Below are 25,570 nucleotides of genomic sequence, written 5' to 3' on the forward strand. Positions count from 1 at the left end.
GGGCGTGGCGCCGTTCACCTCGCCTCCTGGGATCCGTGAGCCGTTCGGGGAGCTTGATGAGATTCCAGGTGCTGGGCGATGTGGCGATCGTCGCCGACGACCATCCCGTTCCCCTGTCCTCACGCAGGCAGGAGCAGCTGCTCGCGCTCCTCGTCTGCGCGCGAGGACGCATCGTGGCGGCCGAGACCCTGATCGACGCGCTGTGGGGCGAGCGGCTCGGGCCGCGCGCCGGCAAGAATCTGCGGGTGCTCGTGCACCGGCTGCGCAGGACGCTCGACGCCCCCGAGCGGATCCGGCACGACCGCTCGGGCTACACCCTGTCCGCGCGGCCGGAGGAGGTCGACGCCTGGCACTTCGCCGACCTGGCCGAGCGCGCCAGGCGGACGCTGAACCGGGGGGAGCCGGAGGCGGCGTCCGTCCTGCAGCGCGAGGCGCTCGCGCTGTGGAACGGCCGGGCCTTCTCGGGACTGGACGACGTGGCCCAGCTCGCGGAGGCGGCCGAACGCCTGGAGCAGGACCGCAGGCGGCTGCTGACCGAGCGCATCGACACCGACCTGGCGCTGGGCAGGCACGCGGAGGTCATCCCGGAGCTGCTCTCGATGCTCGCGGAGGATCCGCTGGTGGAGTCCACCGCCGCGCGGCTGATGGTGGCGATGCACCGGGCCGGGCTGCGTACGGAGGCGCTGGAGACCTACCGGCGCACCCGTGCCGTCCTCGCCGAGGAGCTGGGCCTGGAACCGGGACCGCAGCTGCGCGCGCTGGAGCGGGCCATCCTGCGCGGGGACACCCGGGTCGACCTGGGCCCCCGGCCCGAGGCGGCACCCGCGAAGGACCCGGCCCCCGCCCCCGCTGCGGCCCCGGTGGCCCCGTCCCTGCTCCCCGCCGGGGTGGGCGACCTCACCGGGCGCGACGCCGAGCTGCGCTGGCTCGTCTCCACCTTGCGCGACCGCCCCGCCGCGGCGCCGGTGATCTGCGCCGTCTCCGGCATGCCGGGGGTGGGCAAGAGCGCGCTGGCCCTGCGGGCCGCCCACGACCTGCGGGACGCCTTCCCCGACGGGCGGCTGTACGTGAACCTGCGGGGCGCCGGAGCCGAACCGGTCGAGCCGTCGCACGCGCTCAGCCGGTTCCTGCGCGCCCTCGGCGTGGCGGGGACGGCCATTCCCGACGGCCTGGACGAGCGCGCCGAGGTGTTCCGCGCCCACCTGTCCGACCGGCGCGTGCTGGTGCTGCTGGACGACGCCGCGAACGAGGCGCAGGTCGAGCCGCTCATCCCCGCGGGGAACGGCTGCGCGGTGGTGGTCACGAGCCGCGGCGCGCTGACCGCCCTGCCCGGCGCGCAGCGGCTCGCCCTGGGGGTGCTCGGGAACGCCGCCGCCGTCCGGCTGCTGGGTACGATCACCGGCCGGGTCGAGCTCACCTCCGACACCGCCGCCGCCAGGCGGCTCGCCGAGCTGTGCGGGCACCTCCCGCTGGCGCTCAGGATCGCCGGGGCACGCCTCGCCGCCCGGCCGCACTGGAGCGTCGACCGGCTGCTCTCCCGGCTCGCCGCCGAGCACGACCGGCTCGACGAGCTCACCCACGGCACCCTGTCGGTACGGGCCAGCCTCGCGCTCGGTTACTCCGGCCTCGACGAGCCCGGCCGTACCCTGTTCCGCCGGCTCGGCCTGGTCGACACGCCCGACTTCGCCGGATGGGTCGCCGCGGCCCTGCTCGACATGGGCCCCCACGACACCGACCCGCGCGACACCGACCATCGTGACGTCGGCCGTGGTGACGTCGGCCGTCGTGACACCGGGCCCCAGGAGGTGAGGCCGCGTGACACCGGGCCGCGCGACGCCGAGGAGATCCTCGAAGGGCTCGTGGAGGCGCGGCTCGTCGACTACGCGGGCCAGGACGGCACCGGCGAGCCCCGCTACCGCGTCCACGACCTGGTGCGGCTGCACGCCAGGGAACGCGCCGAGACCGACGACCCTCCCGGCGCCACCGCCGCCGCGCTGACCCGGCTCGCGGGCGGGTACCTCGCGCTCGCCGAACGGGCGCACCGGCGGCAGTACGGCGGCGACTACACCGTGCTGCACGGCGACGGGCCACGCTGGGACTGCGGTGAGGCCACCTCCGACCGCCTGCTCGCCGACCCGTCCGGCTGGCTGCGCGGCGAGCGGCTCGGCTTGGTGGCGGCGGTGGAGCAGGCCGCCCGGCTCGACCTGAGCGAGATGTGCTGGGACCTGGCGATGACGGCGGTCACCCTGTTCGAGGCGCAGGGCCACTTCGACGACTGGCGGCACACCTCGGAGACCGCGCTGGCCGCCGCCCTGCGCGCGGGCGACCGGCGCGGCGAGGCCGCGATGCGCTACTCGCTGGGCACGCTCGCCCTGTTCCGGCAGCGCTACACCGACGCGCGGCCCTACCTGGAGGCCGCGCTGCCGCTCTTCGAGGCGGTGGACGACCGGCACGGCCAGGCTCTCACCCTGCGCAACGCGGCGCTGATCGAGAGGGTGGAGGGACGGGCCGAGACCGCGCTCGACAGCTACCGGCGGGCGCTGCGGATGCTCCGCGAGGTCGGCGACCGGCACGCCGAGGCCCACGTGCTCGGCAGCATGGCCCAGATCCACATCGAGCACGACCGCCCCCACGCGGCGGCCCCGCTCCTGGAGACGGCGCTGGCCGTCTACCGCGAGCTGGGCAACACGCGCGGGGTCGCGCAGATCCTCAACAGGCTGGGGCTGCTTCACCTTCGCCAGAACGACCCCGCTCGGGCGAAGGACGCGTTCGAGCAGGTGCTGGTGGCCGCCAGGGCGGCCGGAGACCGCATCGGCGAGGCGTACGGCATGCTCGGGATGGGCGAGGCCGAGCTGCTGGCGGGCGAACTCGACCACGCGGCCAACCTGCTCGACGCGACGCTGCTGCTGGCCGAGGGGCTCGGGGAGCCCTTCGTCGCGGCCCGCGCCCGCCTGGCCTGCGGGCGGCTCGCCGGTGAGCGCGGTGAGCGCGAGCTGGCCGTGGCCATGCTGGACCGGGCGGTGCGGGAGTTCGCCGACATCGGCCTGCCCGTCTGGCACGAGCGGGCACTCGACGCCCGGCGCGCTCTCGACGGCACGCTCTCCACACCGCCCACCCCGTGCTGACCTCTCGTCGGCGGGCTACTCGCCCGGGTCCATCCAGTGGCTGTCGCAGTTGAAGCCGAGGCTCTGACACGGCAGCTCGATCGCCGAGGCCGGCGCGGCGCTCGCGCCCAGCAGCCCGGCCACCATCAGCGCCAGCAACCCCGCCTTGATCTTCTTCATCTTTCTCCTCGTTCGTCAACGGATCGGTCCACACCCCCGCGGGCTTGGTGATCGATAGCAATACCACGATCGCCGGGTGCCGCGTATGGGATCTCGCTGTTGAACTTCCTCTCCGCCCAGCCCACTGAGAAGCGAGGTTCCAGGTATGGGTACGGCCGCCGTCGGCCGTACCCATACCGCCCCGGTGTCGTGTCGTTAAGCCCCTGTACGGACGACCCCTTCACCTCACACCCAGCTCGGATGCCGTCTGCGGACGGTATCTGTGCTGGTCAAGGCCAAAATAGACGAAGCCGGTTTCACGAGGGTTTCACCTCGTTCCCCGTTCGTTCCCCGTCCGGACCCGCGCGCCGCTTCCCCCGCCTCCTGCTCCCCTGCTCCCCTGCTTCCCTGCTTCTCCGCTTCCTGCTCCCTCGCTTCCCCGCTCCTCCGCTTCCCCGCGCTCCGCAGGCCCTCGCACCGCGGATTCGCACAACCGCGCCCCCTCCTACCTCGGCTCCGCACACCACGGCTCCACACGCCTCGGGTTCCCACTGCCGAAGCCCCGCACATCAAGGCTCCGCGTCCCGCACCTTCCGCGCGCGCCACGGGCCCTCACATCACGGCTCCGTACGTCCGGGGCCCGGGAGCCAGAAGCTCTCGGTCACCTCGGCCCCGGCGTCACGGAACGGTGATCACTATCTTGCCGAGCAGGTGCCCCTCCTCGCTCAGCCGGTGGGCGTCGGCGGTCTCCTCCAGCGGGAAGGTCCTCTCGATCGGCACGCGCAGCGCGCCGCGCTCCAGCAGGGGAAGCACCTCGGCGAACACCTCCGCCAACGGGACCCCGCCGGCACCACCGGTGGAGAAGCGCACACCGTACTCGGCGGCCCGCCCGTCGGCGATGGTGACCACCCTGTCCGGCCCACCGGCCAGGTCGACCGAGCCGGCGAGCACGTCACGGCCGGAGGCGTCCAGGACCGCGTCGACGCCCTCCGGGGCCGCGGCGCGCACCCGCCCGGCCCAGCCGTCGCCGTACTCGACCGGCCGCACGCCGAGCTCGCGCAGGAAGTCGTGACGGGCCGGGCTCGCCGTGCCGACCACCCGTACGCCCCTGGCCCGGGCGAGCTGCGCGGCGACCAGCCCGACGCCACCGGCGACCGCGTGGATCAGCAGCGTGTGCCCCTCCTTCACGTCGAGCTGCCGCAGGGTACGCCAGGCGGTTTCGACGGCCACCGGCAGCGCGGCGGCCTGCTCGAAGGACAGCCAGGCGGGCATGGCCAGCAGGTTGTCCGTGCCGACCGCGACATGGGTGGCCGCGGCACCGGGGAGAACCTTGCCGAAGACGGCCTGCCCCAGGCTCCAGCCCCCGGCACCGGCCCCCGCGAAGGCATCCACCCCAGCGCCTGACCCCGCACCCGGACTCGGACTCGGGCTCGGCTCCGGACTCGGGTCCGGACCAGGACCCAGACCGACATCAGCACCCGTCCCAACCCCGCCCCCCGCGCCGGCGCCGATGGCGTCGATCGTTCCGGCGAACTCGACACCGACGCCCGCGGGCCCGGCCGACAGCCCGCCACGGTCCATGAACCCGTAGCGAAGTTTCCAGTCGATGCCGTTGACCCCGGCCGCCCGTACCGCGACCCGCACCTGCCCGGGACCGGGTTCGGGAATGGGAACCTCGTCGAGGGTGAGCACCTCGGGGCCGCCATAGCGGTCATAGCGGATGGCCTGCGACATGGCCTTCTCCCTTCGAGCGCGTGCGCGCCTGGTTGACGGCACGGGGTGCTCAGACGAGCAGCAGGGTCTTGCCCACGGTGTCGCGCGCCTCGATCGCGGCGTGCGCGTCGGCGGCCCGCTCAAGCGGGAAGGTCTGCCCGACGACCGGCCTGATCCGGCCCGCCGCCGCCTCGGACAGCGCCAGCCCGGCCAGCCGCCTGCCCTCCTCCGGGGCGAACTGCACCTGTTCGATCCCGCGCACGCTCACCCCACCCCGTTCGGCCTCCTCAGGGTCGATCCGCGCGAAGCTCCCGCCGGGCACGCCGTAGGTGAAGAACCTGCCCCCGCGCGCCGTGATCCCGAACGCGTCCTCGCCGATCCGCCCACCGGCACCGTCGAAGACCACGTCCACCCCGGCGTCGTCGGCCGTCCTGAGCGGTCCCCCGTCACCGGCCGCCTCTCGCACCCGCTCGGCCCAGCCGGGCTCGGAGTGGTCGACCACGGTGTCGGCTCCCAGCTCCCGGAGCAGGCCGAGCTTGCGCTCGCCCCTGGCGGCCGCGACCACGTGGGCGCCGACCGCGTGGGCGAGTTGTACCAGCAGGCTGCCGAGCCCCCCGGCCGCCGCGGTGACCAGCACCCGCTCCCCCGGCTTGATCTCGGCCGCGTCCGCCAGGCCCAGCGCCGCCGGGCCGATCTGGAGCAGCGCCGTCGCCTCCCGTACACCCAGCCCGTCCGGTACGGGGACCAGCGCGTCCACCGGGACCACGACTCGCTCGGCGTAACCTCCGTCGCCGGTCATGGCGACGACGTCACGGCCGATCCAGCCGGGATCGACCCCCTCCCCCACCGAGACCACCCGCCCGCCCACCCCTCCCCCGGGCACGTACGGCGGGCTCTGGCCGAAGAACTCGACGCCCCAGCCGGCGCGGAGCTGCGTCTCGAGGAACAGGACGTCCACGACGGACACCCCGACCACGACCTGCCCGGCCCCGGCGACCGGTTCCGGCACCCGGTCCACGACCAGTACCTCTGGTCCCCCGAACGCGATTACCTGGACAATGCGCATGTCGGTCGCTCTCCCTCGATTGGTTAGCGCACAGTCTCAAACCTCAAGTTTTCTTGATGTCAACTGACGACGAAAGGATCGTGCCCGTGCGTCCTCCCGCCCGTGATCTGCCGGACCACCGCGACCGTGTGAGAGGTTGCCTGCTGGGCGGCGCGCTCGGCGACGCGCTGGGGGCTCCCGTCGAGTTCGAGTCGATCAAAAGAATCCGCAGGCAGTACGGCCCCAGAGGGCTGACCGGCCTGGTCCCCGACTGGCGCGGCAAGGTCGGCCTGATCACCGACGACACGCAGATGACGCTGTTCACCGTCGAGGGACTGATCCGCGGCGGTGACGTCGCCGCCGTCCGGCGCGCCTACCTGCGCTGGCTGGACACCCAGCACCACCGGTCCCCACCACCCACCTCCCCCGGTTCCCCTGCTTCTCCCGCTTCTCCCGCTTCTCCCGCGCACGACCGCTCCGCCGCCCGCCCGGCGCGCGCCTCCTCCCCGGCCGCGAACGACCGTCCGGCGAATGACCGTGCGCCGGACGACCGTCCGGCGCACAGCCGTCCGGCGAGCGGGCCCGATCCGGCCTCGTCCCGGAACGACCTGGTCCGTACGGGCCTGCTCCGCGAGCAGGAGTGGCTCTACTCCCAGCGGGCCCCCGGGAACGCCTGCCTGTCGGGCCTGCGCGGCTCCCGGGCCTTCGCCCCCGCCCCGTTCGGTGAGCCGGGACCGGTCAACCCCGATTCCAAGGGCTGCGGGACGGTGATGCGCTCGGCCCCCTTCGGCCTGGGCGCGCGGAGCCCTCGCCACGCCTTCGACCTGGCCGCCGAGTGCGCCCAGATCACCCACGGCCACCCCACCGGTTACCTCGCCGCCGGTGCCTTCGCCGCCATCGTCCACTTCCTGGCGGAGAACGATCTCCCGACGGAGCACGAGCCCGCCGAGGCGAACGGGCCTTCGAAGCCGGACGAACCGGCCGAGACGCTCGCGCGGGCCGTACGGAAGGCGACGGACCTGCTGGCGACGTACCCCTCGCACGAGGAGACCGGCCTGGCGCTGCGCGACGCCGTGTCCCTCGCGGCGGAGGGCGGCCCGAGCCCGGAGAAGGTCGAGTCGCTGGGCGGCGCGTGGGTCGCCGAGGAGGCGCTCGCCATCGCGGTCTACTGCGCCCTGACGTATCCCGCGCCCGGCGACGTCGGGAGGGCGCTGCTGCTCTCGGTCAACCACTCCGGCGACAGCGACTCCACCGGCGCCCTCTGCGGCAACCTCCTGGGCACCCTCCACGGTGAGGCGGCGCTCCCCGCCGCCTGGCTCGCACACCTTGAGGGCCGCGAGACCATCGCCGAACTGGCCGACGACCTCGCGGCCTGGTCGGCCGGGAAGCACGAGATCACCGACGCCTGGCTCAGGAAGTACCCCGGCGCCTGACGCCGGGAGCCCCTCACCGTCCGGATGCCGGGACCGCGTCCTCGACACCGGGACCCCGTCGCCGACCCGACACCGGGAGTTCGTCGTTGTCCCGACGTGGGACCCCGTGGCCGTCGCGACGCGGGCCCCCGTGGCCGTCGCGTGGTTCCGGCACCGGCCCCCCGCCCTCCCGGCCGGCCCATGCCCAGGCCCATCCCCATTCCCGGGAGGGCGGGACACGGCCGGCGTCCCACGGCCGTGCCCGGCGGGGGCGGCTCTCACCAGGGAACGGGACCGGCGGCGTCGAAGTAGCCGCCGGTGGGGCCGTCCTCTCCGACCAGGGCCATGCGCACGATGATCTCGGCGCCCTCCTCGACGGTCTGGACGCCGCTGTTGTCGTTGAGGTCGGTGGCCGTGTAGCCGGGATCCACCACGTTGATCCTGATCTTCGGGTAGGCCTTGGCGTACTGCGAGGTGATCATGTTGAGGGCGCTCTTGGAGGAGGCGTACGCCAGGGCGGGGACGGTCGACTCCAGGCGCCCGGGGTCGAGGGTCACGGCCAGCGACCCCAGGCCGCTGCCGACGTTCACCACGACGGGGGCGTCCCCGTTCTCGAGGAGCGGCAGGAACGCCCGCGTGACGCGTACGACGCCGAAGACGTTGGTCTCGTAGACCGTCCGCACGTCGGCGACGGTGATCTCCTCGACCGGCCTGTGGGGGCCCGCGACGCCCGCGTTGTTGACGAGGACGTCGAGGCGGCCGGCCTGCTCGCGGACGACCGCCACGGCGGCCCGGACGGAGTCGTCGTCGGTGACGTCGATCAACAGCGGACGGGCCTCGCCCCTCCCCGCCTCCCGTGCGTGCCCGTCACCGGCTCCTTCTACCCCGTTCCCGGCGTCGAGCCCCGCCCCGGTCCCGGCGTTGAGCTTTTCCACCGCCTCCTCCCCCCGCCGGGCGTCGCGCGCCCCGACGTAGACGGTGTGTCCCTCCGCGACCAGGCGGCGGGCGGTCTCGAAGCCGAGCCCCTTGTTCGCTCCGGTGATCAGTGTCGTTGTCATGCGCCCCACTGTCGTCGCGACGTGAGCGCCCAGGTAGTGCCCGGCCCTTCCTGGGACGGGCGATACCAGGCTGTGGACAGAGAACAGGCAGGGAGCAGGCAGGGAACGCCCCGGGGGGGCGTCCCGCCCTCTGCCGGGCCCTGATCATCGACGGGAAACACCCGTCCTGCCTGGTACAGGCGGTACCAGGCAGTCTCCCGGCAACCGGCGCATACTGGGTGAATGACCGAAAGCGGAGAACTGGGCCCCGCGCTGCGGCACTGGCGTGACCGGGTCGCCCCGGCCGCGGTCGGGCTGCCCGGCGGCGGGCCGCGCCGCGCGGCGGGCCTGCGGCGCGAGGAACTGGCGATGCTCGCGGGGGTGTCGGCCGACTACATCACCCGCCTCGAACAGGGCCGGGCGACCTCCCCGTCCGCGCAGATCCTCACCGCGCTGGCGCGGGCGCTGCGGCTGTCCGGCCAGGAACGCGAGCACCTGTTCCTCCTCGCGGGACAGCCCCCACCCACCGCCGGGCGCATGTCCTCCCACATCACCCCGAGTGTGCAGCGACTGCTCGATCAACTCGACGGCACACCCCTCAGCGTCAACGACGCCGCCTGGAACCTGATCAGCTGGAACCCGCTGTGGGCCGCGCTCTTCGGGGACCCCTCCCTGCTGGTCGGGCGCGACCGCAACGTGATCTGGCGCCACTTCACGGGCGGCCTGGGGCGCGTCAGCCACACCCCGGAACAGGAGATCCGCTTCGAGACGGTCACGGTCGCCGATCTCCGGTCGGCGACCGCCCGTTACCCCGCCGACACCGGTCTGCGCTCGCTCGTCACCGACCTCCGGAACGCCAGCCCGCGCTTCGCGGAGCTGTGGGACAGCCACGTCGTCGGCGTCCACGAGTCGGACCGCAAGACCGTCCACCACCCCGACGTCGGCACGTTCACGCTCGACTGCGACGTGCTCACCGTGCCCGGCAGCGATCTCCGCATCATCGTCTACAGCACCGCTCCCGGCACCGACGCCGCCGACAGGCTGAAACTCCTCACCGTCATCGGCACCCAGACCATGCGGCCGTCCTGACCTCTCGGCAAGGACCGGCCGATCGTCTTTGCGGAGAGGCGGGCGGATACCGGTCAACTCGGCGCGCGCTCTCGCCCGGGAAACACCGAGCAGGTCAGGCCGAGTGCCAGGGCCGTCACAGGGACGGCCCAGGAGGAGGGGCCGGGGGAGTCGATGATCGCCCAATCCCACGGTGATCCGGTGCCGGATCCGCCGCCCAAGAGCATCGCGGCGATCATGTAGGCGACCGGCACCCCGGTGGCCGCGTCACGCCGCCACCGGGAGGCCACCAGTGCCAGTCCCGTGAAGCCCACCAGATTGCGGGCCGCCGCCGTCCCGTACGGCACCGCACCGGTGAGGAGAAGTCCCGCCAGCAGTGACGCCGCGCAGGCGGCGGCGACCAGGCCGGCGCGATAGGCGCCGGTGGGACGGACCGCGACGGCCTCAAGGTCCGCGGGGCCCGCGTACACGCCGCGCACGAGCACGGCGCTCGCCGCCAGCGGCGCGATCAGGGCCAGCGGCACGCCGTCCAGATCCCCTCGCGAGAGGTTCGGGACCGGTACGAGGACGTCACCGGCCATCGCGACCACCCCCGCCGTCATCGCGAGAGAAAGCGCCGACCAGGCGACGTGGTGTACGTGGAACCAGGTCCTCACAGCGGGGTCACCTCCCGGGGAGGGATGTCACAGCGGCGCAGCGCCGCGAGATTGTGCCGGAACCACCGGGCCTGCCCGGCCGGTGGCAGTGCCAGTGCCCGACCGGCGGCACCGAGGGAGGCCGGACCGGTCCTGCGCTCGACCGAGTCTCGCCCGGCACCCGCCGTCAGGGCCAGCCAGGCGCTCAGCGGCGCGTAGGCGTCGGCACCGGACCAGTCAGGCCCGCACGACGGCGGATCGGCGGGCAGCAGGCCCGTGGCCAGGCCGAAGAGCACGTCATCGCCACCGGCCCCAGGTGGCACCGCGAAGCGCCAGGACGTCCGGCCGTCGGCGGGCCCCTCCGTGACGCGACCGGGCGCGGGCAGCCCGGTCGCCGCCGACAGCCGCCGCACCGCGGGGAGGACGATCCCGGCGGCGAACCCCAGCCGTTTCCCACGTTCCCGCCACACGCATACCTCGCCCCCGTCCCACCGGGAGCACACCAGGCCGCCGGCGCGTGGCACCTGGGCCTCAGGGCCCATGTCTCGTACGAGGGGGAAGGCCGCGACGACCGCGGCCAGCGGGATGCCGACGATCCCCGCCCACGCCCGGCGGGTGCCCCTGCGACGCGCCCAGGCCAGAAACGCCGCCCCGGCGACGGCCACGGCGAGGATCGTCTGGGCGATCAGGGCGCCCCGGTGGAACGTCGTGCCGGTCTCGCAGCAGAAGCCCAGGTTGTTGCCCGTGAGGTGGCGTACCCAGAAGGTCTCCAGGGCGGCCGGGTAGGCCAGCCACAACCACGTGCCCGCCAACAGCAACGGCACGCCGAGGAGCGGAGGCAGGAACCGGCCGACGGCGAACCCGGCGAGAGTCCAGGCGACGATCACCAGGAGCGCCACCGCGAGGACCGAGGGGGCCGGCAACCCCGGGACGTCCGTCATCGCGACCGCCACCAATGAGAGCGCGCCCAGCAGCCCGGACACGGCGGCGCCCAGGATCGGGAGCAACGACCAGGCGAGGATCTCCGCCGGAGACCGTACCGGGGTGGCGCCCTCCACCCGGCCACGCGACAGTCTGGCCCCTTCCCAGGCGCCTGCCCCCGCGCACACCGGGCCCATCGCCATCACCCCGGCCGACGCGACGAGCACGGTGGCGGACAGCCAGTTGTCCTCCAGGGAGTTCGCCGAGTCGCCCAACACGAGGAACATGTAGACGGCCATGAGAGGAAGGGCTGTCACGGCCGCGGAGGAGCGCAGCCAGCGGCGCAGCGGCACGGGTCAGACCTCCCGCGTCACGAGCCGCCGGTAGGCGCGCCCGACCTGGTCGGAGAAGGAGCCGCGGACGGATCCCCCGACGGATGTCACCAGGCCCGCGAGTGGCCCGGCGTAACCCACCCCGCCCGTGTCGAGCACCACGGCCGAGTCGTACGTGCCGGCCAGGTCCGCGATGTCATGAGTGGCCACGACCAGGTGGGCGTGCTCCCCGGCCCGTGAGACGATCTCCCGGAACCGCTCGCGCTGGTCGGGGTCCAGCCCCGCGGTGGGCTCGTCCAGCAGGATCACCTCGGCGTCGTGCACCAACGTCTGAGCCAGCCCGACCCTGCGGAGCTGGCCGCCCGACAGCTCCGCGCAGGGGCCGTCCGCCAGCGCGCCCAGTTCCACCACCTCCAGTGCCTCCAGTGACCTGCGCCAGGCCTCCCGCCGCGACAGCCCCTTGAGCCAGCCGGCGTAGCCGACCTGCTCGCGCACCGTCAGTCCGGGCAGCGGCCGGATCTCCTGGGGCATCCAGCCGACCAGCGACCGGTAGCGTGCCCTGTCCCGGCGGCGGGCGGGATCGAGTCCCCGGTAGAGGACTCGGCCCGTGTGCGGGCGCAACAGCGATGCGGCCAGCCCGAGGAGCGTCGACTTACCGGCCCCGTTCGGTCCGAGCAGCACCGTGCGGCCCTCGGGAAGGGAGAGGTCCAGACCGGTGAGAACGAGGGAGCCTCGGCGGTGGCCGAATCCGCACCCCTGAAATGAGATCGGCATTTTTTCCTCGATGGGATCGCGATCGGGCGGGGTCACGGCCGGCCCCCCTCGGGCGAAACCCTGGACGGCCGTGACCCCGCGCTCTTTACCAGTAGACCTGGACCTTGCGTGCGGAGATCCGGTAGAAGTCCGCGCCCATGTTCTTCACGGTGAAGTGGTACTTACCGGAGCGGACGTCTCCCCAGTCGCCCCGGACCTTCCGTGAGTTGCAGCCGCCGTAGCCCTTGGTGCCGTAGTGCGTGTCCGGGCCGGTGCGCTCCCGGTACAGCCCCAGACTCGGCACCGCCGCTCTCGAGTTGGCCGAGCAGCCGGACAGCTCGACCGCCGTCCTCCAGTGGTCGCTGTTGGCATCCTTCCAGGTGCGGGACTCGAAGCCCGCGCCGACGTTCTCCAGCCTGGTGGTGAACTGGCCCTCCGCGTAGGCGAGGGTCGCGCCGGAGGCGCCCAGCGCGCAGACGGCGGCGGCGGTCACCACCCCCCTGCTGAGAAGGCGCCTGCTCAGGAACGCCATGTGAACTCCTTTCCTCGGTGGTCGGAGCCCGGGATCCGGGTCCGGCGTCTCACCGGACAGGTTCCGGGATTCGCTGACGTCCCAAGAGTGCGACGCGAGCGGATCGGTCCACATCGGCCGCGTCGCGGAATTCGTCGTCGGCGGATCTACGTAGCCCCGATGGACGGGACACCGGCCGAAACGGGGAAAAACCATGCGGAGGCCCCGGCGAGATGGTCGCGGCGGGGAGGAGAGGGACGCGCGCCCGGCGCGCATCCGTCTCACGGCTGATTCCCCACAGGGCGGATGGGCACGCGAACCTACGCGGGACGGACGATGCCGGTACGGAGATCCTGCCGTAGCGTCGGGGGCATGGTGCGGCGCCTGCTGGTGTGGTGGAGCGGTCACCCGCAGGTGTCCGACGCCTTGCTCGCCGTCGCGGCCTGCGCGTACCTACTGATCGAGGTGCCCTACTACGACCAGAGCATCACCGACTTCACCCGGCTCCCGATGATGTTCTGGGGTGACCTGCTGGCGTACGCCGCTCTGGCGTGGCGACGCAGGTTCCCGCTGTCGGTGCTGGCCCTGGTCTGGACTCTGTGGTTCGTCAGCGGAAGGTGGGACATCTGGACGGAGTGGAACGCCTCGTGGGCCGAACTGAGCACCCCGACCGCGCTGATGCTGATGTTCTACACGGCGGGACGGTGGGTCTCCTCCAAACGGGTCGGCCTCTTCCTCGCCGGCATGCTGCTGCCTCCCGCGCTGACCGCTGTCCGGATCTGGGGCGGTCCGGACCTGGCGCCGTTCCCACAGCCCGTGCCTCCCGAGGACCTGTTCGTGATATCGGCCGTCGTGTGCGTCGCGGCCTGGTGGCTGGGCAGGCTCAGGCACACCGAGGCCGAGGCCGTGGCCCACGCGCGGGTGAGGCTGGTGCTGGCCCAGGAGCGGGTGCGGATCTCACGGGAACTGCACGACATCGTGGCGCACAACGTGAGCGCGATGGTGGTCCAGTCGGACGGCGCCTCGGCCGCGTTGCTGGACGACGACCTCGCCGAGGTGGGGCAGGCGCTCAACGCGATCGGGAAGTCGGGCCGGGTCGCGCTGGGCGAGCTGCGGTTGCTTCTGGGGGTGTTGCGTGAGGCGCCCGTCGCGCCACAGCCCAGTATCGAGGCGATCGAAAATCTGGTCGAACGGCTGCCGCTAAGGGTACGGTTACGGGTCGAAGGACGAGTTCGTGAACCACCGGCCAGCTTGGGCCTGGCCGCCTACCGGATCGTGCAAGAGGCTCTGACCAACACGCTCAAGCACGCTGGCAAGGAAGCGAACGCCGAGGTGTTACTACGCTACGCCGAAGACGGACTGCACATCCAGGTCACCGACGACGGTGCCGGTGAGAGTCGTCGCAGGCCGACGACATCGCCCAGCCCCGGCGGGGCCGGATACGGCCTGGTCGGCATCGCCGAGCGCGCCGCGATGTTCGGCGGTGCGACGCGGGCCGCGCCGTTGCCCGGCGGCGGCTTCCAGGTCAGGGCGACCATTCCCTGGGCCTGATCCATGGACGAGGTGATCCGCGTCCTGCTGACCGACGATCAGGAGTTGGTCCGCACCGGCTTCCGGCTGGTGCTGCGCCGAGAGCCCGGCATCGACGTCGTCGGCGAGGCGGCGGACGGTCAGCAGGCGCTCGACCTGCTGGACGAGGTCGAGGTCGACGTGGTGGTGATGGATGTGCGAATGCCTCGCATGGACGGGATCGAGGCGACCCGGCGCATCTGCGCGCGCGGCGGTCCCAAGGTGCTCATCCTCACCACCTTCGACCTGGACGAGTACGCCTTCGGCGCGATCAAAGCCGGTGCCAGCGGGTTCCTGTTGAAGGACACGGGGTCGGCCTCCTTCATCGAGGCGATCCGCACCGTGCACCGTGGCGACGCGGTCATCGCCCCCTCCACCACGCGGCGGCTCCTGTCGCACTTCGTCCCCCGCCTTCCCGATGCGGGCAAGACCCGGGACAGGCGGGCCGCGCTGCTCAGTCCGCGCGAACACGAGGTGCTCGCCGAGATCGCCGGTGGTCTGACGAACGCCGAGATCGCGGCCCGCCTGCACCTGTCGGAGGGGACGGTCCGCACGCACGTCAGTCACATCCTCACCAAACTCGACCTCCGCGACCGGGTCCAGGCCGTCGTCTTCGCCTTCGAGCAAGGGCTCGTCCGCTTCGGCTGACCAGCTCGCGCCCCGCTCGACCACGTCCGCGCGCACCGCGACCCGACGATCGCGGAAATGCGCGAGGCGGCGGAGGAACTCCGCAGCCGGGCGAGTCACCCTCGCCTCCACGTGCGGGACCGCCGGCGGAGCGGAACGGCGTCGGCGGTCGGGCCGCCGAGGCCACCGAGGCCGCCTTTAATCAATGATCAGTCGAACTTTAATCTTCGAGGAAGCCGAAAGCTCGCGTAAGGGTACGAATCTGATGCATTAGCACCCACACGGCGACTCAGCTGGACCGCGTTCGCACGGGGTCGGGCCGTAGGAGTCCGCGGATCGGGGCCATATGAGAGTCCGAGGTTTCGCCTGGTGGCGGATCGGTGCCGCCGTTGTCGGCACGGTCGCGCTTCTCGCCGCACCGGCCGATGGCGCCACCGCCTCGCTCGGCCATGGGGCCGACAGCATCGATCCGTCGACGCGGGCCGACATCACCGCGGCCATGCGCGGCGAGGCGTTCGCCTACGCCAGGTACCGCGCCTACGCCGCCCAGGCGGCCAGGGAACGGTTGCCGGACGTGCAGGCGCTTTTCGAGCGCACCGCGGCCGTCGAACTCGGCGAACATTTCGCCGAACAGGCGAAGATGACCGGGCCGTCCGGCGACAACATCGCCAATCTGCGCGACGCCATCGCCGGGGAGTCCTACGAGGCGACCAGCATGTACAAGGAGTTCGCCACGCAGGCCGAGGTGGACGGCGACCTGAACGCGGCCAGGCTCTTCAAAGAGATCAGCTCGGACGAGGCCCGGCATCATCGCCAGTTCGTCCAGGCGCTGAAAGCCGTCAGCGATCCCGCGTCCGGCGTGACCGTCCCGGCGGGAGTGACCGCCGAGCCGGTGAGCGTCCCGGCGGGAAAGCCGGAGGTGTCGTCGCCACGGACGCTGCGTAACCTGCGGAGCGCGATAGGCGGAGAGGCGTTCGCCCACGCGAAGTACGCCCTCTACGCCGAACGCGCCCGCGCCACCGGCCAGCCGGAACTCGCCGCGCTGTTCGACCGCACCGCACAGGTCGAACTGACCGAGCACTTCGCCGAGGAGGCGAAGCTCGCCGGTCTGGTTCGCGACACCAAGTCCAACCTGTGCGAGGCGATCGCCGGTGAGAACCGTGAGGGCAACCGGATGTACCCGACCTACGCCCGCCAGGCCGCCACGATCGGTGACACGACCGTGGCGGAGTTGCTGACGGACACCGCGAGCGACGAGCTGGGGCACGCGCGGGCTTTCACCGGCGCGCTGTCCGCCCTTGGGGGGCGGTGTCCCGCTTCGGGGTGACGGCTTCGCCCGTGCCGCCGAACACGACGAAGGGCGAACTCGGCCGACGTCATCGACGAGGCGCGCGCCCGGCCACCATCGGCCGGCGTCCTCGGCGGCGTGGTCACCGGCGGTCGCGGCGGGCCTGGGCGCGGTAGTGGTCGAGGACGTCCTGACGGAGGAGGTGGCCGAAGCCCGCGGCCTCGACGCGCAGGCCGAGTTCGTGCTCGGTCACACCGAGCGCGGCGGCGGTGTCGGCCACGTTCCAGCCGGCGGCGGCGAGCCTGGTCAGCAGGTGACCGCGCCGGACCTGGTTCTCCGACAGGCGGAACGTCTTGAGGTACGCGACCCGGCCGGCGCCGTCGGTGATGAGCTCACCGATGTGGTTCTCACGCTGCCGTTCGAAGGGCGGCAGGAAGCGCGACAGGCGATACCCACCCATCTCGTAGACGTGCTGGTAGGTGTAATCCGCGCCCAGCAGCGCGCCCGCCATGACCTGGTCGTGGAAGGCCGCCCACTCGTCCCGCTGCCGGCGGGCCTGCGCGCGCAGATCGGCGAGCGACCGTACCGTCGCGTCCGCGATGCGGGCACGGAAGTCGGGCACCGGCCCGCCGAACATCGCGTAGTGGTAGATCAGCTCGCCGTACAGGTCGTGGACGAGGGTGCTGTGCAGGGCGCGGTAGTCGCCGGGGTGCGGCACCACGAACGCGGCGGCGAGCGCGTCCGCGACGTAGACGAGAACGCCGCACTGGCCGCGGTGGATCTCGAAGACGCGCAGGGCGTCCTCCAGACCACTGACCGCGGCGCCCGTGTACGCCTCCTCGACGCGGGGTGAGAGCCCGCGGCTGACCGCGCGGTGTGACCACTCCTCCCACACGATCTCCGGCCCGCCGAAGTGCAGCGCCAGATACCCTTCGAGCGCCAGGTGCAGCGGCAGGAAGCGCAGCCGGTTCCTGTCGACCCGGCGAGCCATCCGGCGGTGGAACCGCAGCGACATCCGGCCGGGCGGACGGTCACGCTCCCGCGGCCCCCGGAGCTGGGTTCCGTACGCCGCGGCGGGGGTGCCGTCGCTCGTCCAGCTCGCCACGAACCCGTGCGGGATGTAGGAGAGGTACGAGGTCCGCGAGTCCACCGCGACGACACCGAACTCCGCGTCGTAGAGCCGGGCATCGAGCCGCAGGTCCTCGATCGGCTCCTCGCGGACCAGCGGGACGAGCCGTACGCCACCCCATGCCTGGGCGGGGCGGGTGGAGAGCCCGGTGAGAGCCAGATCCGTCATGCGTCCTCCCGTAGGAACACCTCGACGCGGCGCGCCAGGTGGGCGCGCAGCTCGACGATCCCGGTGCGCCCCTCCGCGAACTGGGCCAGCTCCACCAGGGCGACCAGATTCTCCGCGTCGCGGATACCTGCGGTCGGGACGGTGGGCGCCAGCCTCCGTACGTCGAAGCCGGCGGCGTCGTACACCGGATTGAGGTGCACGATTCCGCAGGCGTGGTCCGGGTCGAGCCGGGTGCGCCAGATCCGCAGTACCTCTCCCGCGAGCCCCGGCGGTGAGTTGTCCCATCCGTCGGAGACGATGACGAGGCGCCCGGGTCCGCGTTCGAGGCCGTCGAGGACGCGCTCGCCGAGCGGTGTCGCCCCGTACGGACGGGCGAGCAGCGCGTCCGTACGGCCCGACAGCCACAACGGCGTGTACTCGGAGGCCAGCGCCTCCAGCAGGAAATGGCAGGCGAGCGCGACGGCGAGCGGACGGCGGCGCTTGTGCCCCGAACCGTACGCGGAGAAGCTGTCGTCGAGAACGGCGGCCACCGCGCCCCAGCGCCCGGCCTGGTCGCCCGCGGTCCGGCGGGCGGCCGCGCGCAGCGCCGCCGTCAGCTCGGCGCGGCGGCGGACGCGATCGTCCGGAGAGAGGGCGAGCACGTATGACGCCAGCCGGGTCAGCGGCATCGTGGTGAGGTCGGCCCGCACGGCGTCGGCCCCCAGGCCGCGCGCCGACTCCTGCAGGCGTAGCCGCTCCAGCCGGGTCAGCTGAGGCGCGATGCGTTCCAGGAAGGTGGCGCGTGCGATGCGGTGTTTCGCCGCGAACCCCTCCGCGACCGTGTAGGGCAGCCTGTAGAGCGCCGCCTGCTCGTAGTGGGCCCGCCGCCAGGTCTCCAGGATCGGTGTGGTGTAGACGGCCGGCCGGTGCGGGGTGAACAGGAACGGCCCCAGCTCCCCGCCCGGCCTCAGGTGGGCATGACGGACGGCGTCCTTGACGGCGCCGCGGTACTTCACCGCGTCGAACGCGAGGTCGGGGCGGGCGCCCAGCCAGTCCCGCATGATCGCCCGGGTGCGCCGGTTGTTGACCTTGGCCCGGCGCAGCTCGCGGAACAGCCCGAACACCCGGGGCGGTGGCAGCAGGGCGAGCCTCCGGGCGATCAGGCGCCCCTCGGCCCGCCGCTGCTCCGGTTCCGCCTCCCCTGTCGTGACCAGCAGGTTCCGGGCGATCAGCACGGCGTTGTGGTCGTTGACGTCCAGGGCGAGGGTGGCCGCGTACAGGTCGCGGTAGTTGCCCATCAGGTAGCGGTGCAGGAAGTCAAGCGAGAGACTCTGCTCGCCCGCGCCGGAGTGGAACTCGCGCTGGCCGGTGGAGGTGATCGCCGCGTTCACGAACAGCAGGACGTCCTCGGCGGCGATCAGGTCCGCACCGGTCTCGATGTGAGCCTCGATCGCCGCCTCCGGGGTGATGTTGCGGGGTCGGCCGGGGAATGGGGGCACGAGCTGCGAATCATCGCTTCAAAGGCGGGTCCCGGAAGTCGCACCGGAGTCCCGCGGCCGACCCCGGAAGGCTAGCACCGGCATATCGCCTTCTTCTTCCTATTTCCCGCCGCCCGTGCCGGAGGTCACCGCTTTCCCGGCGCCTGTGCCCGGTGTCACCTCTTTCCCGCCGCCCGTGCCCGGTGTCACCTCGACGCCTCGGTCAGTTCCCGGGATTCCCGTCCCACCTCGGAACGGCCCAGGCGGCTGGGCCACCAGGCCCGCGCGTCCAGATCCCGTACCAGCGCCGGAACCAGCAGGGATCGCACCACCAGAGTGTCGAGCAGGACGCCGAAGGCGACGATGAAGGCGATCTGCGCGAGGAAGGCCAGGGGGATCACCACCAGCGCGGCGAAGGTGGCGGCGAGCACGACGCCCGCCGAAGTGATCACCCCGCCGGTGGTGACCAGCCCGCGCAGCAACCCCTCCCGCGCCCCGCGGTGCGCGGTCTCCTCACGCACCCTGGACATGAGGAAGATGTTGTAGTCCACTCCCAGCGCGACCAGGAAGACGAAGCCGTACAGCGGCACGGACGCGTCGACGCCGGTGAATCCGAACAGGTGCGTGAAGACCAGCGTGGAGACGCCGAGGGTGGCCAGGAAGTTCAGTGCCACGGTGACCACCAGGAGCACGGGCGTCATCAGCGAGCGCAGCAGGACGATCAGGATGAGCAGGATGATCGCCAGGACGACCGGGACGATGAGCAGCGTGTCGTTCTTCGCGGTCTCCGTCGTGTCGTACCGCTGGGCGCTGTAACCGCCGACCATGACGCCGTTCTCGGGGGCGAGCGTGGCGCGCAGGCGTCTGACCGTGTCCTGGGCGGCGTCGCTGTCCGGCGCGTCGTTCAACGTCGCCTCCACCAGCACGAGCCCGTCGACGACCTTGGGGGCGTCGCCCGGCCGTCCGCTCCGGCTCGCCACCGCGGCCTCGGACACGCCCTCGACGCCGTCGGCCGTCTTCTCCACGGCCGCGGCACGCCCGGCGGGGGCGACGATGACCGCGGGCTGCCCCGAGCCTCCGGGGAAGTGCTCGCTCAGCGCCGCCTGCGCCGCCACCGACGGCGCGTCGTTCACGAAGGTCTCGTCCAGCGGCACCCCCCTGGCGTTCAGCTGCGGCGCGAAGAGGGCGAGCCCGACGAGGGGCAGGACGGTGGCGATCCAGAGCCGGCGCGGGTGGCGGTCGACCAGGGAGGCCACCCGGCTCCAGATCCCGCGCCCCTCGGCGCCGGCCTCGTCTGCCGGACGCGGTTTCGCCGGCCACAGGGCGGCGCGGCCCAGCAGGACGAGAGCCGCGGGCAGGAAGGTGAGCGCGCTGAGGGCGGCGCACGCGATGCCGATGGCGCCCACCGGGCCGAGCGCGCGGTTGTTGGTCAGGCTGCTGAGCAGCAGCGCGAGCAGGGCGAGGGCCACCGTGGCGGCACTGGCGACGATCGGCTCGAACGAGCGCCGCAGCGCGACGCGGCCCGCGGCGAAGCGGTCGCCGGTCGTGGCCAGTTCCTCCCGGAAGCGGGCGGTCAGCAGCAACGCGTAGTCGGTGGCCGCGCCGATGACCAGGATGAACAGGATGCCCTGCACCTGGCCGTCGACCCGGACGATGTCGCGGTCGGCCAGGAAGTACACCACGGCGCACGCCAGGCCGAGCGCGAAGACCGCGCCGCCGATGATGATGAGAGGCAGCAGAACGCTCCGGTACACCGCCAGCAGAATGATCAGAACGGTGATCAGCGCCACCCCGAGAAGCAGGCCGTCGATCCCGGCGAAGGCGTCGGACAGGTCGGCCCGGGTGGCCGCCGGCCCCGCGAGCTGGACCCGCAGGCCGTCGACCGCCACCGCCGAGCCGATCCGGTCCAGGGTCTCCCCGAGCGAGCCCTCGACCTCGGGGCCGAGCTGGACCACGCCCTGCAACGCCCGGCCGTCGTCCGACGGGATGGAGGGCGTGGGCGTTCCGACGACGCCTCCCGTCCCGCGCAGCGAGGCGAGCGCCTGGGTCGCCGCGGTGCCTTGTTCGGGGGTGACGTCCTTGCCGCCCGCGGTCCACACCACGATGAGCGGCTGCGTCGCGTCCTCGCGGAACCGCTCCTGCACCTCCAGGACACGTGTGGACTCCGCGCTCTGTGGCAGGAAAGCGGCCTGGTCGTTGGTGGACACCTCGGCGAGCTTGCCCGCGAACGGCCCCAGCCCTCCGCCGACGGCCAGCCAGACCAGCACCAGCATCGCCGGGACGAGCCAGCGGATCGGTCGCCGCGCCATGAGATCACCCTTCCGACATATGACTCAATGATTAAGATACTCAATGATTGAGTTAATGTAGCATGGCGACATGGAGGGCAGCGAGGAGGGCATCGACCGGCTGTCCTTCGCGGTGCGCCTGCGCCGGATGACCTCCGAGTTCAACCGCATCGCCCACGAGTTCGCCCACGAGCACGGGCTGCACCCCACCGACGTGCAGGCCCTGATGAAGATCTTCGACGCCCCGTCGCCGATCACGCCGAGCCGGCTGCGGGAGGAGCTGAACCTCACCTCGGGCGCCATCACCGCGTGCCTCGACAGGCTGGAGCGGGCCGGGCACATCCGCCGCGTCCGCGACGCGCACGATCGGCGCGTGGTCCACCTGCACTACCTCGACGCGGCGCAGGAACTCGCCGCGGTCTTCTTCCGCCCGCTCGGCCGCAGCACCGACAACGTCCTGCGGCGTTTCAGCCCGGAGGAGCTGCGCGCCGCGGCCGCCTTCCTCGACGCCATGAACGAGGAGCTCGACGCGCTACGAGCCGCGCCGGGTTCTCGCTGACCTCACCTTCGAGCGCGGGCCGACCGAAGGCCGGTAACCGATCCAGCCGCGCCCTGGGTTCTCCTCCGCATCGTCCGTGCGGGAGTCGCGGAAGTTCTGGTAGGCGAGCTCGCCGAGGTGACCGCACGGCGGCGCTCGGCTGAGGTCATGTCACTGCCGGACTGCTCGCCGGGCGACGCCCCCACGGCCATCGACTCCACGGCCACCGACTCCACGGTCACACAGCCGGTCAGTTCGTTGCGCTCCACGTTGCGTCGCAGGTAGGTGAGGTTCTCCGGCACCGGCTCAAAGGCGATCAGACTCATTAGGGGATCCTGGTAGGGCAGCCCTGTAGGGGTTGTCATCTCTCGGCCTGGTGGGTGCACGGCCTGCGATCGGTCGGCCACTGGACGGCTTGCGACAGTGTTGCCGGCCCCGCCGGGACGAGGGCGTCGGATCGGCATCAGGGAATTGCCCCACGAGGGCCGTAGTAATGAGCTTCCGGCAGGCGTCCTCTCCGTGACAGAGGTGTGGATCTTCCCTTGGAAGGACATGAGGTGCATACGGTCGGTTGGGATTGGGGCGGTCAGACGCACTCGGTGACGGTGCTGGACGAGCAAGGGAGCAAGGCCGCCCGGTGGACGCTCCCGCACACCGAGGCGGGGATCACTGGCACGCTACGACGCCTGTCGACCTACGGTGACCCCGCTGAGCTGCCGGTGGCGATCGAGACCAGCAAGGGCTTGGTCGTCGACCGATTGCTGGCGGCCGGACACCCGGTCGTCGCGATCCACCCGGGCGCGTTCAACGCGATGCGGCCCCGGTGGGGAGCCTCTCGCGCCAAGACCGACAACGCCGACAGCTTCATGCTCGCCGACCTGCTGCGCACCGACGGCCGGCACCTGCGCATCCTGGCCCCGACCGAGACCGCGACGCTGGAGCTGCAAGCTTTGTCCCGGCAGCGCAGCGACCTGGTCGCCGCCAGGACCAGCCTCACCAACCAGCTGCGAGCCCTGCTGGAGGCGCACTGGCCAGGAGCAACGCGCCTGTTCAGGCAGATCGAAGCCCAGATCTCACTGGCGTTCTTGGACCGGTTCCCCACCCCGCAGGCCGCCGCCACGCTCACCCCCGCCAAGCTGGATGCCTTCCTGCGGCGTCACTCCTACACCGGCGGCAAGAGCGGCGCTGAGCTACTCGACCGGCTCAAAGCGGCACCCAAGCCTGCCAGCCGGGTCAGCCCCGAGGTGGTCACCACGCTGGTGAACGTCCAGGTCGGGCAGGTCCGCGCGATCGTCGCAGCGATCAAGTCCCTCGAAGCCGCGATCACTCAGGTCCTGGAGGCCCATCCCTACGCCGCGCTGTTTCGCGCTCTGCCTCGCGTCGGGACGGTCAACCTCGCTCAGATCATCGGCGAGATCGGCCCCATGCTGGAACGTGGATTGAACCCCGACCAGCTCGCCGCGGAAGTCGGTATGGCTCCGGTCACCCAGGCCAGCGGAAAGGTCCACACTGTCGGGTTCCGGCACGCAGCCAACCGGGCCGCACGCAAAGCTCTCACCCACTTCGCCGACAACAGCAGACACGACAACCTTTGGGCCGCTGAGCTCTACCGACGTGCCCGGGAGCGCGGCAAACGCCACCCCCAAACCGTTCGCATCCTCGGCCGAGGATGGCTTCGCGTCATGCACGCCTGCTTTCGCGACGGTACGCCCTACGACCCCGCCCTCCACCAGGCCAGGCACCACATCCTTGCCCGCGTGACGCCTGCGTGACTTCCTCGCTGTTGATCGATAGCGCTCATGGTGAATCCAGACAGTGCCAGCGGCCGACGGGCAAGAGAAGTGGCGATGAGCTTCGACATCGCGCATGACACCCGTAGCCGACCGCAGCACTTCGTCGGAGCGCCATGTTGTTACGGAGATGTCGGTGATGCCCGGTTGGATAGGCGCATGACTGTTCATGATGTCGCTCACCTTCTCCCAGATGTTTCAAGACTCGCTGATCTCTGCCGGTCGATGGCGGTACTGGAGGCGATCTTGAGCCCTGATTGGGAGAGCCGCCATCACTGCTATGCCACGGCCTGGACCACGAAGGAGGAGCTGGCGTCGATGGACAACGGCTCGGGGGATGAGTACTCCATCGTCTTTTCGTCCGCCGGCGCCTACATCCGGTGTTTTGATCACGAGTCGGTGATGAGCCCGTACGGGAACGACGGACCGTGGCCGGGAGTACTGGACTCTGTTCCGCAGGTGTTCCAGCACTACATCACAGAGCCGGCGTTCTGCGATGAGACTGGGATGCCCGTCGTGACGGCCTGCCTCTGGCGCCAAAACGGCGACGACCACTGGCAGACAGGAATGATCGACTTTCCTCAGGACCAGAACAACCCCGACGGGTCAGACTGGCTGTTGGCACTGCTGATGGATCCCTCCCCAGAGGCGTTCCAACGCTTCGCCGAGGACTACTACGAAGTGCCTGTGGATATCGAGGCCGTGCGCCACGTCTATGCACTCCGACCCCTCACGCGGGAAGTGGTGTCCTCGTTGAACATCGAACTGACTCTGGAAGATCTTGCCGAGGACATCGCGATAGCGGGGTACCCACCATCAGCCGATCGGTGACGCCGCCATCACCTGAAATCGACACCACGTCCCACCAGCACAACTCCATCTGACCCCAACAGCTTGACTCAGGGAACTGCCGCCCCGCGAAAGGCGCCTCCAGCCGGTGCAGGCGTAGAAGCCGATGTTCACCCAGACGTCGAGTATCGAATCGCTGACCGAGGCCAGTCACTCGAAGACGCCGACCTCGCACTCCTCGTAGTATCCCGCCGAGATCGAGGGCACGATCGTCGCGTCCCACACCGGGTCGGTCGGCACGCCCCCCGATGACGCGCCTCGGCGTCGCGGTTCCCGGTAGCGACACCCAGCCGGAACACCGTGTGATAGAGCCGGTTGACCAGGGGGGGAGGCACCGGACGCTACGGTCGCGTAACAGTGGGCGGGCCATCCGGCTCCTGTTCGCCGCCCTCGCCGCCCGCATCACCCCGATGGCGAGGTCCTGCCGTAGTTGCTTCATCGACATCGCCATGACATGAAGTTTGACCCGGTAACGACATCGCCGCGTTGGGAGCGCCGACGAGGAATGCCTCGGCGTGGCGAACCTGCTCCCCGATTGTCTGGAAGCCGATGTCGCCACGGGGCCGCGCCCCTTCCACGCCAGCATCCCTCAGCGAGATCGAGCCGTGGCCCGGCTGCGATGTCATGTTTCCGGCACATTGCCCGGAAAGCCTTGTGACCATTCCCGCCGCGGTGGCGTCTGCATGTGACGTGACAATCGAAACCATCCGGGGGGCGACATCATCGAGGAGCTGTACCGCGAGCACTGGCCGCTCGTGTGCGGGTTCCTCCTGCGCAGGACCCGTGATCCGCATCTCGCCGAGGACCTGGCGCAGGAGACGTTCATCAAGGCGACCAGGGCGCTGCTCGGCTGGCGAGGGGACAACGCGGCGGCGTGGCTGCTCACGATCGCGCGTAACACCCTGGTGGATCACGTACGCAGGAGCCACCGCGAGCTCGCCCTCCCGAACCCCGACGAACTGGGCGTGCCGCCGCTTCACGTGGAATCGCTGGACGTGCGCGACGCGCTGGAGCGGCTGCCCGAGCAGCAGTGCCGACTACTCATGCTGGTCTACTTCGAGGGCTTCTCGATGGTGGAGGTGGCCGCGATGACCGGAAGGTCGCACAACTCGATCAAAACCGCGGTGTGGCGGGCGAGAGCCGCCTTCGCCGACCTTTACGGGGAGAACCAATGAAC

Annotated in this window: 22 protein-coding genes; 10 read left to right on the forward strand and 12 right to left on the reverse strand. The window is 71.6% G+C overall.

Going from position 1 to position 25,570, the window contains the following annotated elements:
• Positions 1 to 56: 56 nt before the first annotated feature.
• The gene (locus tag ACFFRH_RS10695) at positions 57 to 3,125 is read left to right on the forward strand and encodes an AfsR/SARP family transcriptional regulator (RefSeq protein ID WP_386155960.1); all 3,069 of its coding nucleotides are present in this window, start codon (positions 57 to 59) and stop codon (positions 3,123 to 3,125) included.
• 15 nt (positions 3,126 to 3,140) lie between these two features.
• On the opposite strand, the gene ACFFRH_RS10700 is transcribed toward ACFFRH_RS10695, so the two are convergent.
• The 3 genes from ACFFRH_RS10700 to ACFFRH_RS10710 all read right to left on the reverse strand — a co-directional run bounded on the left by ACFFRH_RS10700 (position 3,141) and on the right by ACFFRH_RS10710 (position 6,042).
• Complete coding sequence (locus ACFFRH_RS10700; RefSeq protein WP_386155962.1) at positions 3,141 to 3,284, reverse strand: hypothetical protein; 144 nt, start codon at positions 3,282 to 3,284, stop codon at positions 3,141 to 3,143.
• Between the two features lie 657 nt (positions 3,285 to 3,941).
• The gene (locus tag ACFFRH_RS10705; RefSeq protein ID WP_386155964.1) at positions 3,942 to 4,997 is read right to left on the reverse strand and encodes an NADP-dependent oxidoreductase; all 1,056 of its coding nucleotides are present in this window, start codon (positions 4,995 to 4,997) and stop codon (positions 3,942 to 3,944) included.
• 49 nt (positions 4,998 to 5,046) lie between these two features.
• Positions 5,047 to 6,042 (reverse strand): zinc-binding dehydrogenase, encoded by a 996-nt coding sequence (locus ACFFRH_RS10710; protein WP_386155966.1) that lies wholly within the window; start codon positions 6,040 to 6,042, stop codon positions 5,047 to 5,049.
• Between the two features lie 86 nt (positions 6,043 to 6,128).
• On the opposite strand from ACFFRH_RS10710, the gene ACFFRH_RS10715 reads away from it, so the two are divergent.
• The gene (locus ACFFRH_RS10715; RefSeq protein WP_386155968.1) at positions 6,129 to 7,454 is read left to right on the forward strand and encodes an ADP-ribosylglycohydrolase family protein; all 1,326 of its coding nucleotides are present in this window, start codon (positions 6,129 to 6,131) and stop codon (positions 7,452 to 7,454) included.
• Positions 7,455 to 7,711: 257 nt separating this feature from the next.
• On the opposite strand, the gene ACFFRH_RS10720 is transcribed toward ACFFRH_RS10715, so the two are convergent.
• Positions 7,712 to 8,491: an SDR family NAD(P)-dependent oxidoreductase gene (locus tag ACFFRH_RS10720; protein WP_386155970.1), complete on the reverse strand. Its 780-nt coding sequence runs from the start codon at positions 8,489 to 8,491 to the stop codon at positions 7,712 to 7,714.
• A 222-nt stretch (positions 8,492 to 8,713) separates the two neighbouring features.
• On the opposite strand from ACFFRH_RS10720, the gene ACFFRH_RS10725 reads away from it, so the two are divergent.
• Positions 8,714 to 9,559: a helix-turn-helix transcriptional regulator gene (locus ACFFRH_RS10725; RefSeq protein ID WP_386155972.1), complete on the forward strand. Its 846-nt coding sequence runs from the start codon at positions 8,714 to 8,716 to the stop codon at positions 9,557 to 9,559.
• A 53-nt stretch (positions 9,560 to 9,612) separates the two neighbouring features.
• Here ACFFRH_RS10725 and ACFFRH_RS10730 read toward each other — a convergent pair whose 3' ends face one another.
• From ACFFRH_RS10730 to ACFFRH_RS10745, 4 genes are all read right to left on the reverse strand, one after another.
• On the reverse strand, positions 9,613 to 10,194 hold the full coding sequence (locus ACFFRH_RS10730; protein ID WP_386155974.1) for a hypothetical protein: 582 nt from the start codon (positions 10,192 to 10,194) through the stop codon (positions 9,613 to 9,615).
• Positions 10,191 to 11,447: a DUF7224 domain-containing protein gene (locus tag ACFFRH_RS10735; protein ID WP_386155976.1), complete on the reverse strand. Its 1,257-nt coding sequence runs from the start codon at positions 11,445 to 11,447 to the stop codon at positions 10,191 to 10,193. Before ACFFRH_RS10735 ends, ACFFRH_RS10730 begins: the two co-directional genes overlap by 4 nt.
• A 3-nt stretch (positions 11,448 to 11,450) precedes the next feature.
• Positions 11,451 to 12,200, reverse strand: coding sequence for an ATP-binding cassette domain-containing protein (locus ACFFRH_RS10740; protein WP_386155978.1), 750 nt, complete (start codon positions 12,198 to 12,200; stop codon positions 11,451 to 11,453).
• 85 nt (positions 12,201 to 12,285) lie between these two features.
• Positions 12,286 to 12,711, reverse strand: coding sequence for a hypothetical protein (locus ACFFRH_RS10745; RefSeq protein WP_386155980.1), 426 nt, complete (start codon positions 12,709 to 12,711; stop codon positions 12,286 to 12,288).
• Positions 12,712 to 13,062: 351 nt separating this feature from the next.
• On the opposite strand from ACFFRH_RS10745, the gene ACFFRH_RS10750 reads away from it, so the two are divergent.
• From ACFFRH_RS10750 to ACFFRH_RS10760, 3 genes are all read left to right on the forward strand, one after another.
• On the forward strand, positions 13,063 to 14,241 hold the full coding sequence (locus ACFFRH_RS10750; RefSeq protein WP_386155982.1) for a sensor histidine kinase: 1,179 nt from the start codon (positions 13,063 to 13,065) through the stop codon (positions 14,239 to 14,241).
• Positions 14,242 to 14,253: 12 nt separating this feature from the next.
• Positions 14,254 to 14,907 (forward strand): response regulator, encoded by a 654-nt coding sequence (locus ACFFRH_RS10755; protein ID WP_386156224.1) that lies wholly within the window; start codon positions 14,254 to 14,256, stop codon positions 14,905 to 14,907.
• 325 nt (positions 14,908 to 15,232) lie between these two features.
• Positions 15,233 to 16,213 (forward strand): ferritin family protein, encoded by a 981-nt coding sequence (locus ACFFRH_RS10760; protein ID WP_344748626.1) that lies wholly within the window; start codon positions 15,233 to 15,235, stop codon positions 16,211 to 16,213.
• A 103-nt stretch (positions 16,214 to 16,316) separates the two neighbouring features.
• On the opposite strand, the gene ACFFRH_RS10765 is transcribed toward ACFFRH_RS10760, so the two are convergent.
• The 3 genes from ACFFRH_RS10765 to ACFFRH_RS10775 form a co-directional block, all read right to left on the reverse strand.
• Positions 16,317 to 17,471, reverse strand: a complete 1,155-nt coding sequence (locus ACFFRH_RS10765) for an ARPP-2 domain-containing protein (protein WP_344748627.1) — start codon at positions 17,469 to 17,471, stop codon at positions 16,317 to 16,319.
• Positions 17,468 to 18,949: a hypothetical protein gene (locus tag ACFFRH_RS10770; RefSeq protein WP_386155985.1), complete on the reverse strand. Its 1,482-nt coding sequence runs from the start codon at positions 18,947 to 18,949 to the stop codon at positions 17,468 to 17,470. The genes ACFFRH_RS10765 and ACFFRH_RS10770 overlap by 4 nt, the downstream gene beginning before the upstream one ends.
• A 185-nt stretch (positions 18,950 to 19,134) precedes the next feature.
• The gene (locus tag ACFFRH_RS10775) at positions 19,135 to 21,237 is read right to left on the reverse strand and encodes an MMPL family transporter (RefSeq protein ID WP_344748629.1); all 2,103 of its coding nucleotides are present in this window, start codon (positions 21,235 to 21,237) and stop codon (positions 19,135 to 19,137) included.
• Between the two features lie 70 nt (positions 21,238 to 21,307).
• Between ACFFRH_RS10775 and ACFFRH_RS10780 the strand changes: the two genes are divergently transcribed.
• The gene (locus ACFFRH_RS10780; protein WP_344748631.1) at positions 21,308 to 21,775 is read left to right on the forward strand and encodes a MarR family winged helix-turn-helix transcriptional regulator; all 468 of its coding nucleotides are present in this window, start codon (positions 21,308 to 21,310) and stop codon (positions 21,773 to 21,775) included.
• A gap of 2 nt (positions 21,776 to 21,777) precedes the next feature.
• Here the strand turns inward: ACFFRH_RS10780 and ACFFRH_RS10785 are convergent, their stop codons facing one another.
• Complete coding sequence (locus ACFFRH_RS10785) at positions 21,778 to 22,080, reverse strand: class I SAM-dependent methyltransferase (RefSeq protein WP_344748632.1); 303 nt, start codon at positions 22,078 to 22,080, stop codon at positions 21,778 to 21,780.
• 231 nt (positions 22,081 to 22,311) lie between these two features.
• On the opposite strand from ACFFRH_RS10785, the gene ACFFRH_RS10790 reads away from it, so the two are divergent.
• From ACFFRH_RS10790 to ACFFRH_RS10800, 3 genes are all read left to right on the forward strand, one after another.
• Positions 22,312 to 23,526 (forward strand): IS110 family RNA-guided transposase, encoded by a 1,215-nt coding sequence (locus ACFFRH_RS10790; RefSeq protein WP_344748651.1) that lies wholly within the window; start codon positions 22,312 to 22,314, stop codon positions 23,524 to 23,526.
• A gap of 177 nt (positions 23,527 to 23,703) precedes the next feature.
• The gene (locus ACFFRH_RS10795) at positions 23,704 to 24,375 is read left to right on the forward strand and encodes a hypothetical protein (RefSeq protein ID WP_344748633.1); all 672 of its coding nucleotides are present in this window, start codon (positions 23,704 to 23,706) and stop codon (positions 24,373 to 24,375) included.
• 749 nt (positions 24,376 to 25,124) lie between these two features.
• The gene (locus ACFFRH_RS10800) at positions 25,125 to 25,568 is read left to right on the forward strand and encodes an RNA polymerase sigma factor (RefSeq protein ID WP_344748652.1); all 444 of its coding nucleotides are present in this window, start codon (positions 25,125 to 25,127) and stop codon (positions 25,566 to 25,568) included.
• Positions 25,569 to 25,570: the final 2 nt, after the last annotated feature.

Origin of the sequence: Streptosporangium vulgare, from assembly GCF_042428775.1 — a bacterium.
GTDB classification, from domain to species: Bacteria; Actinomycetota; Actinomycetes; order Streptosporangiales; family Streptosporangiaceae; genus Streptosporangium; species Streptosporangium vulgare.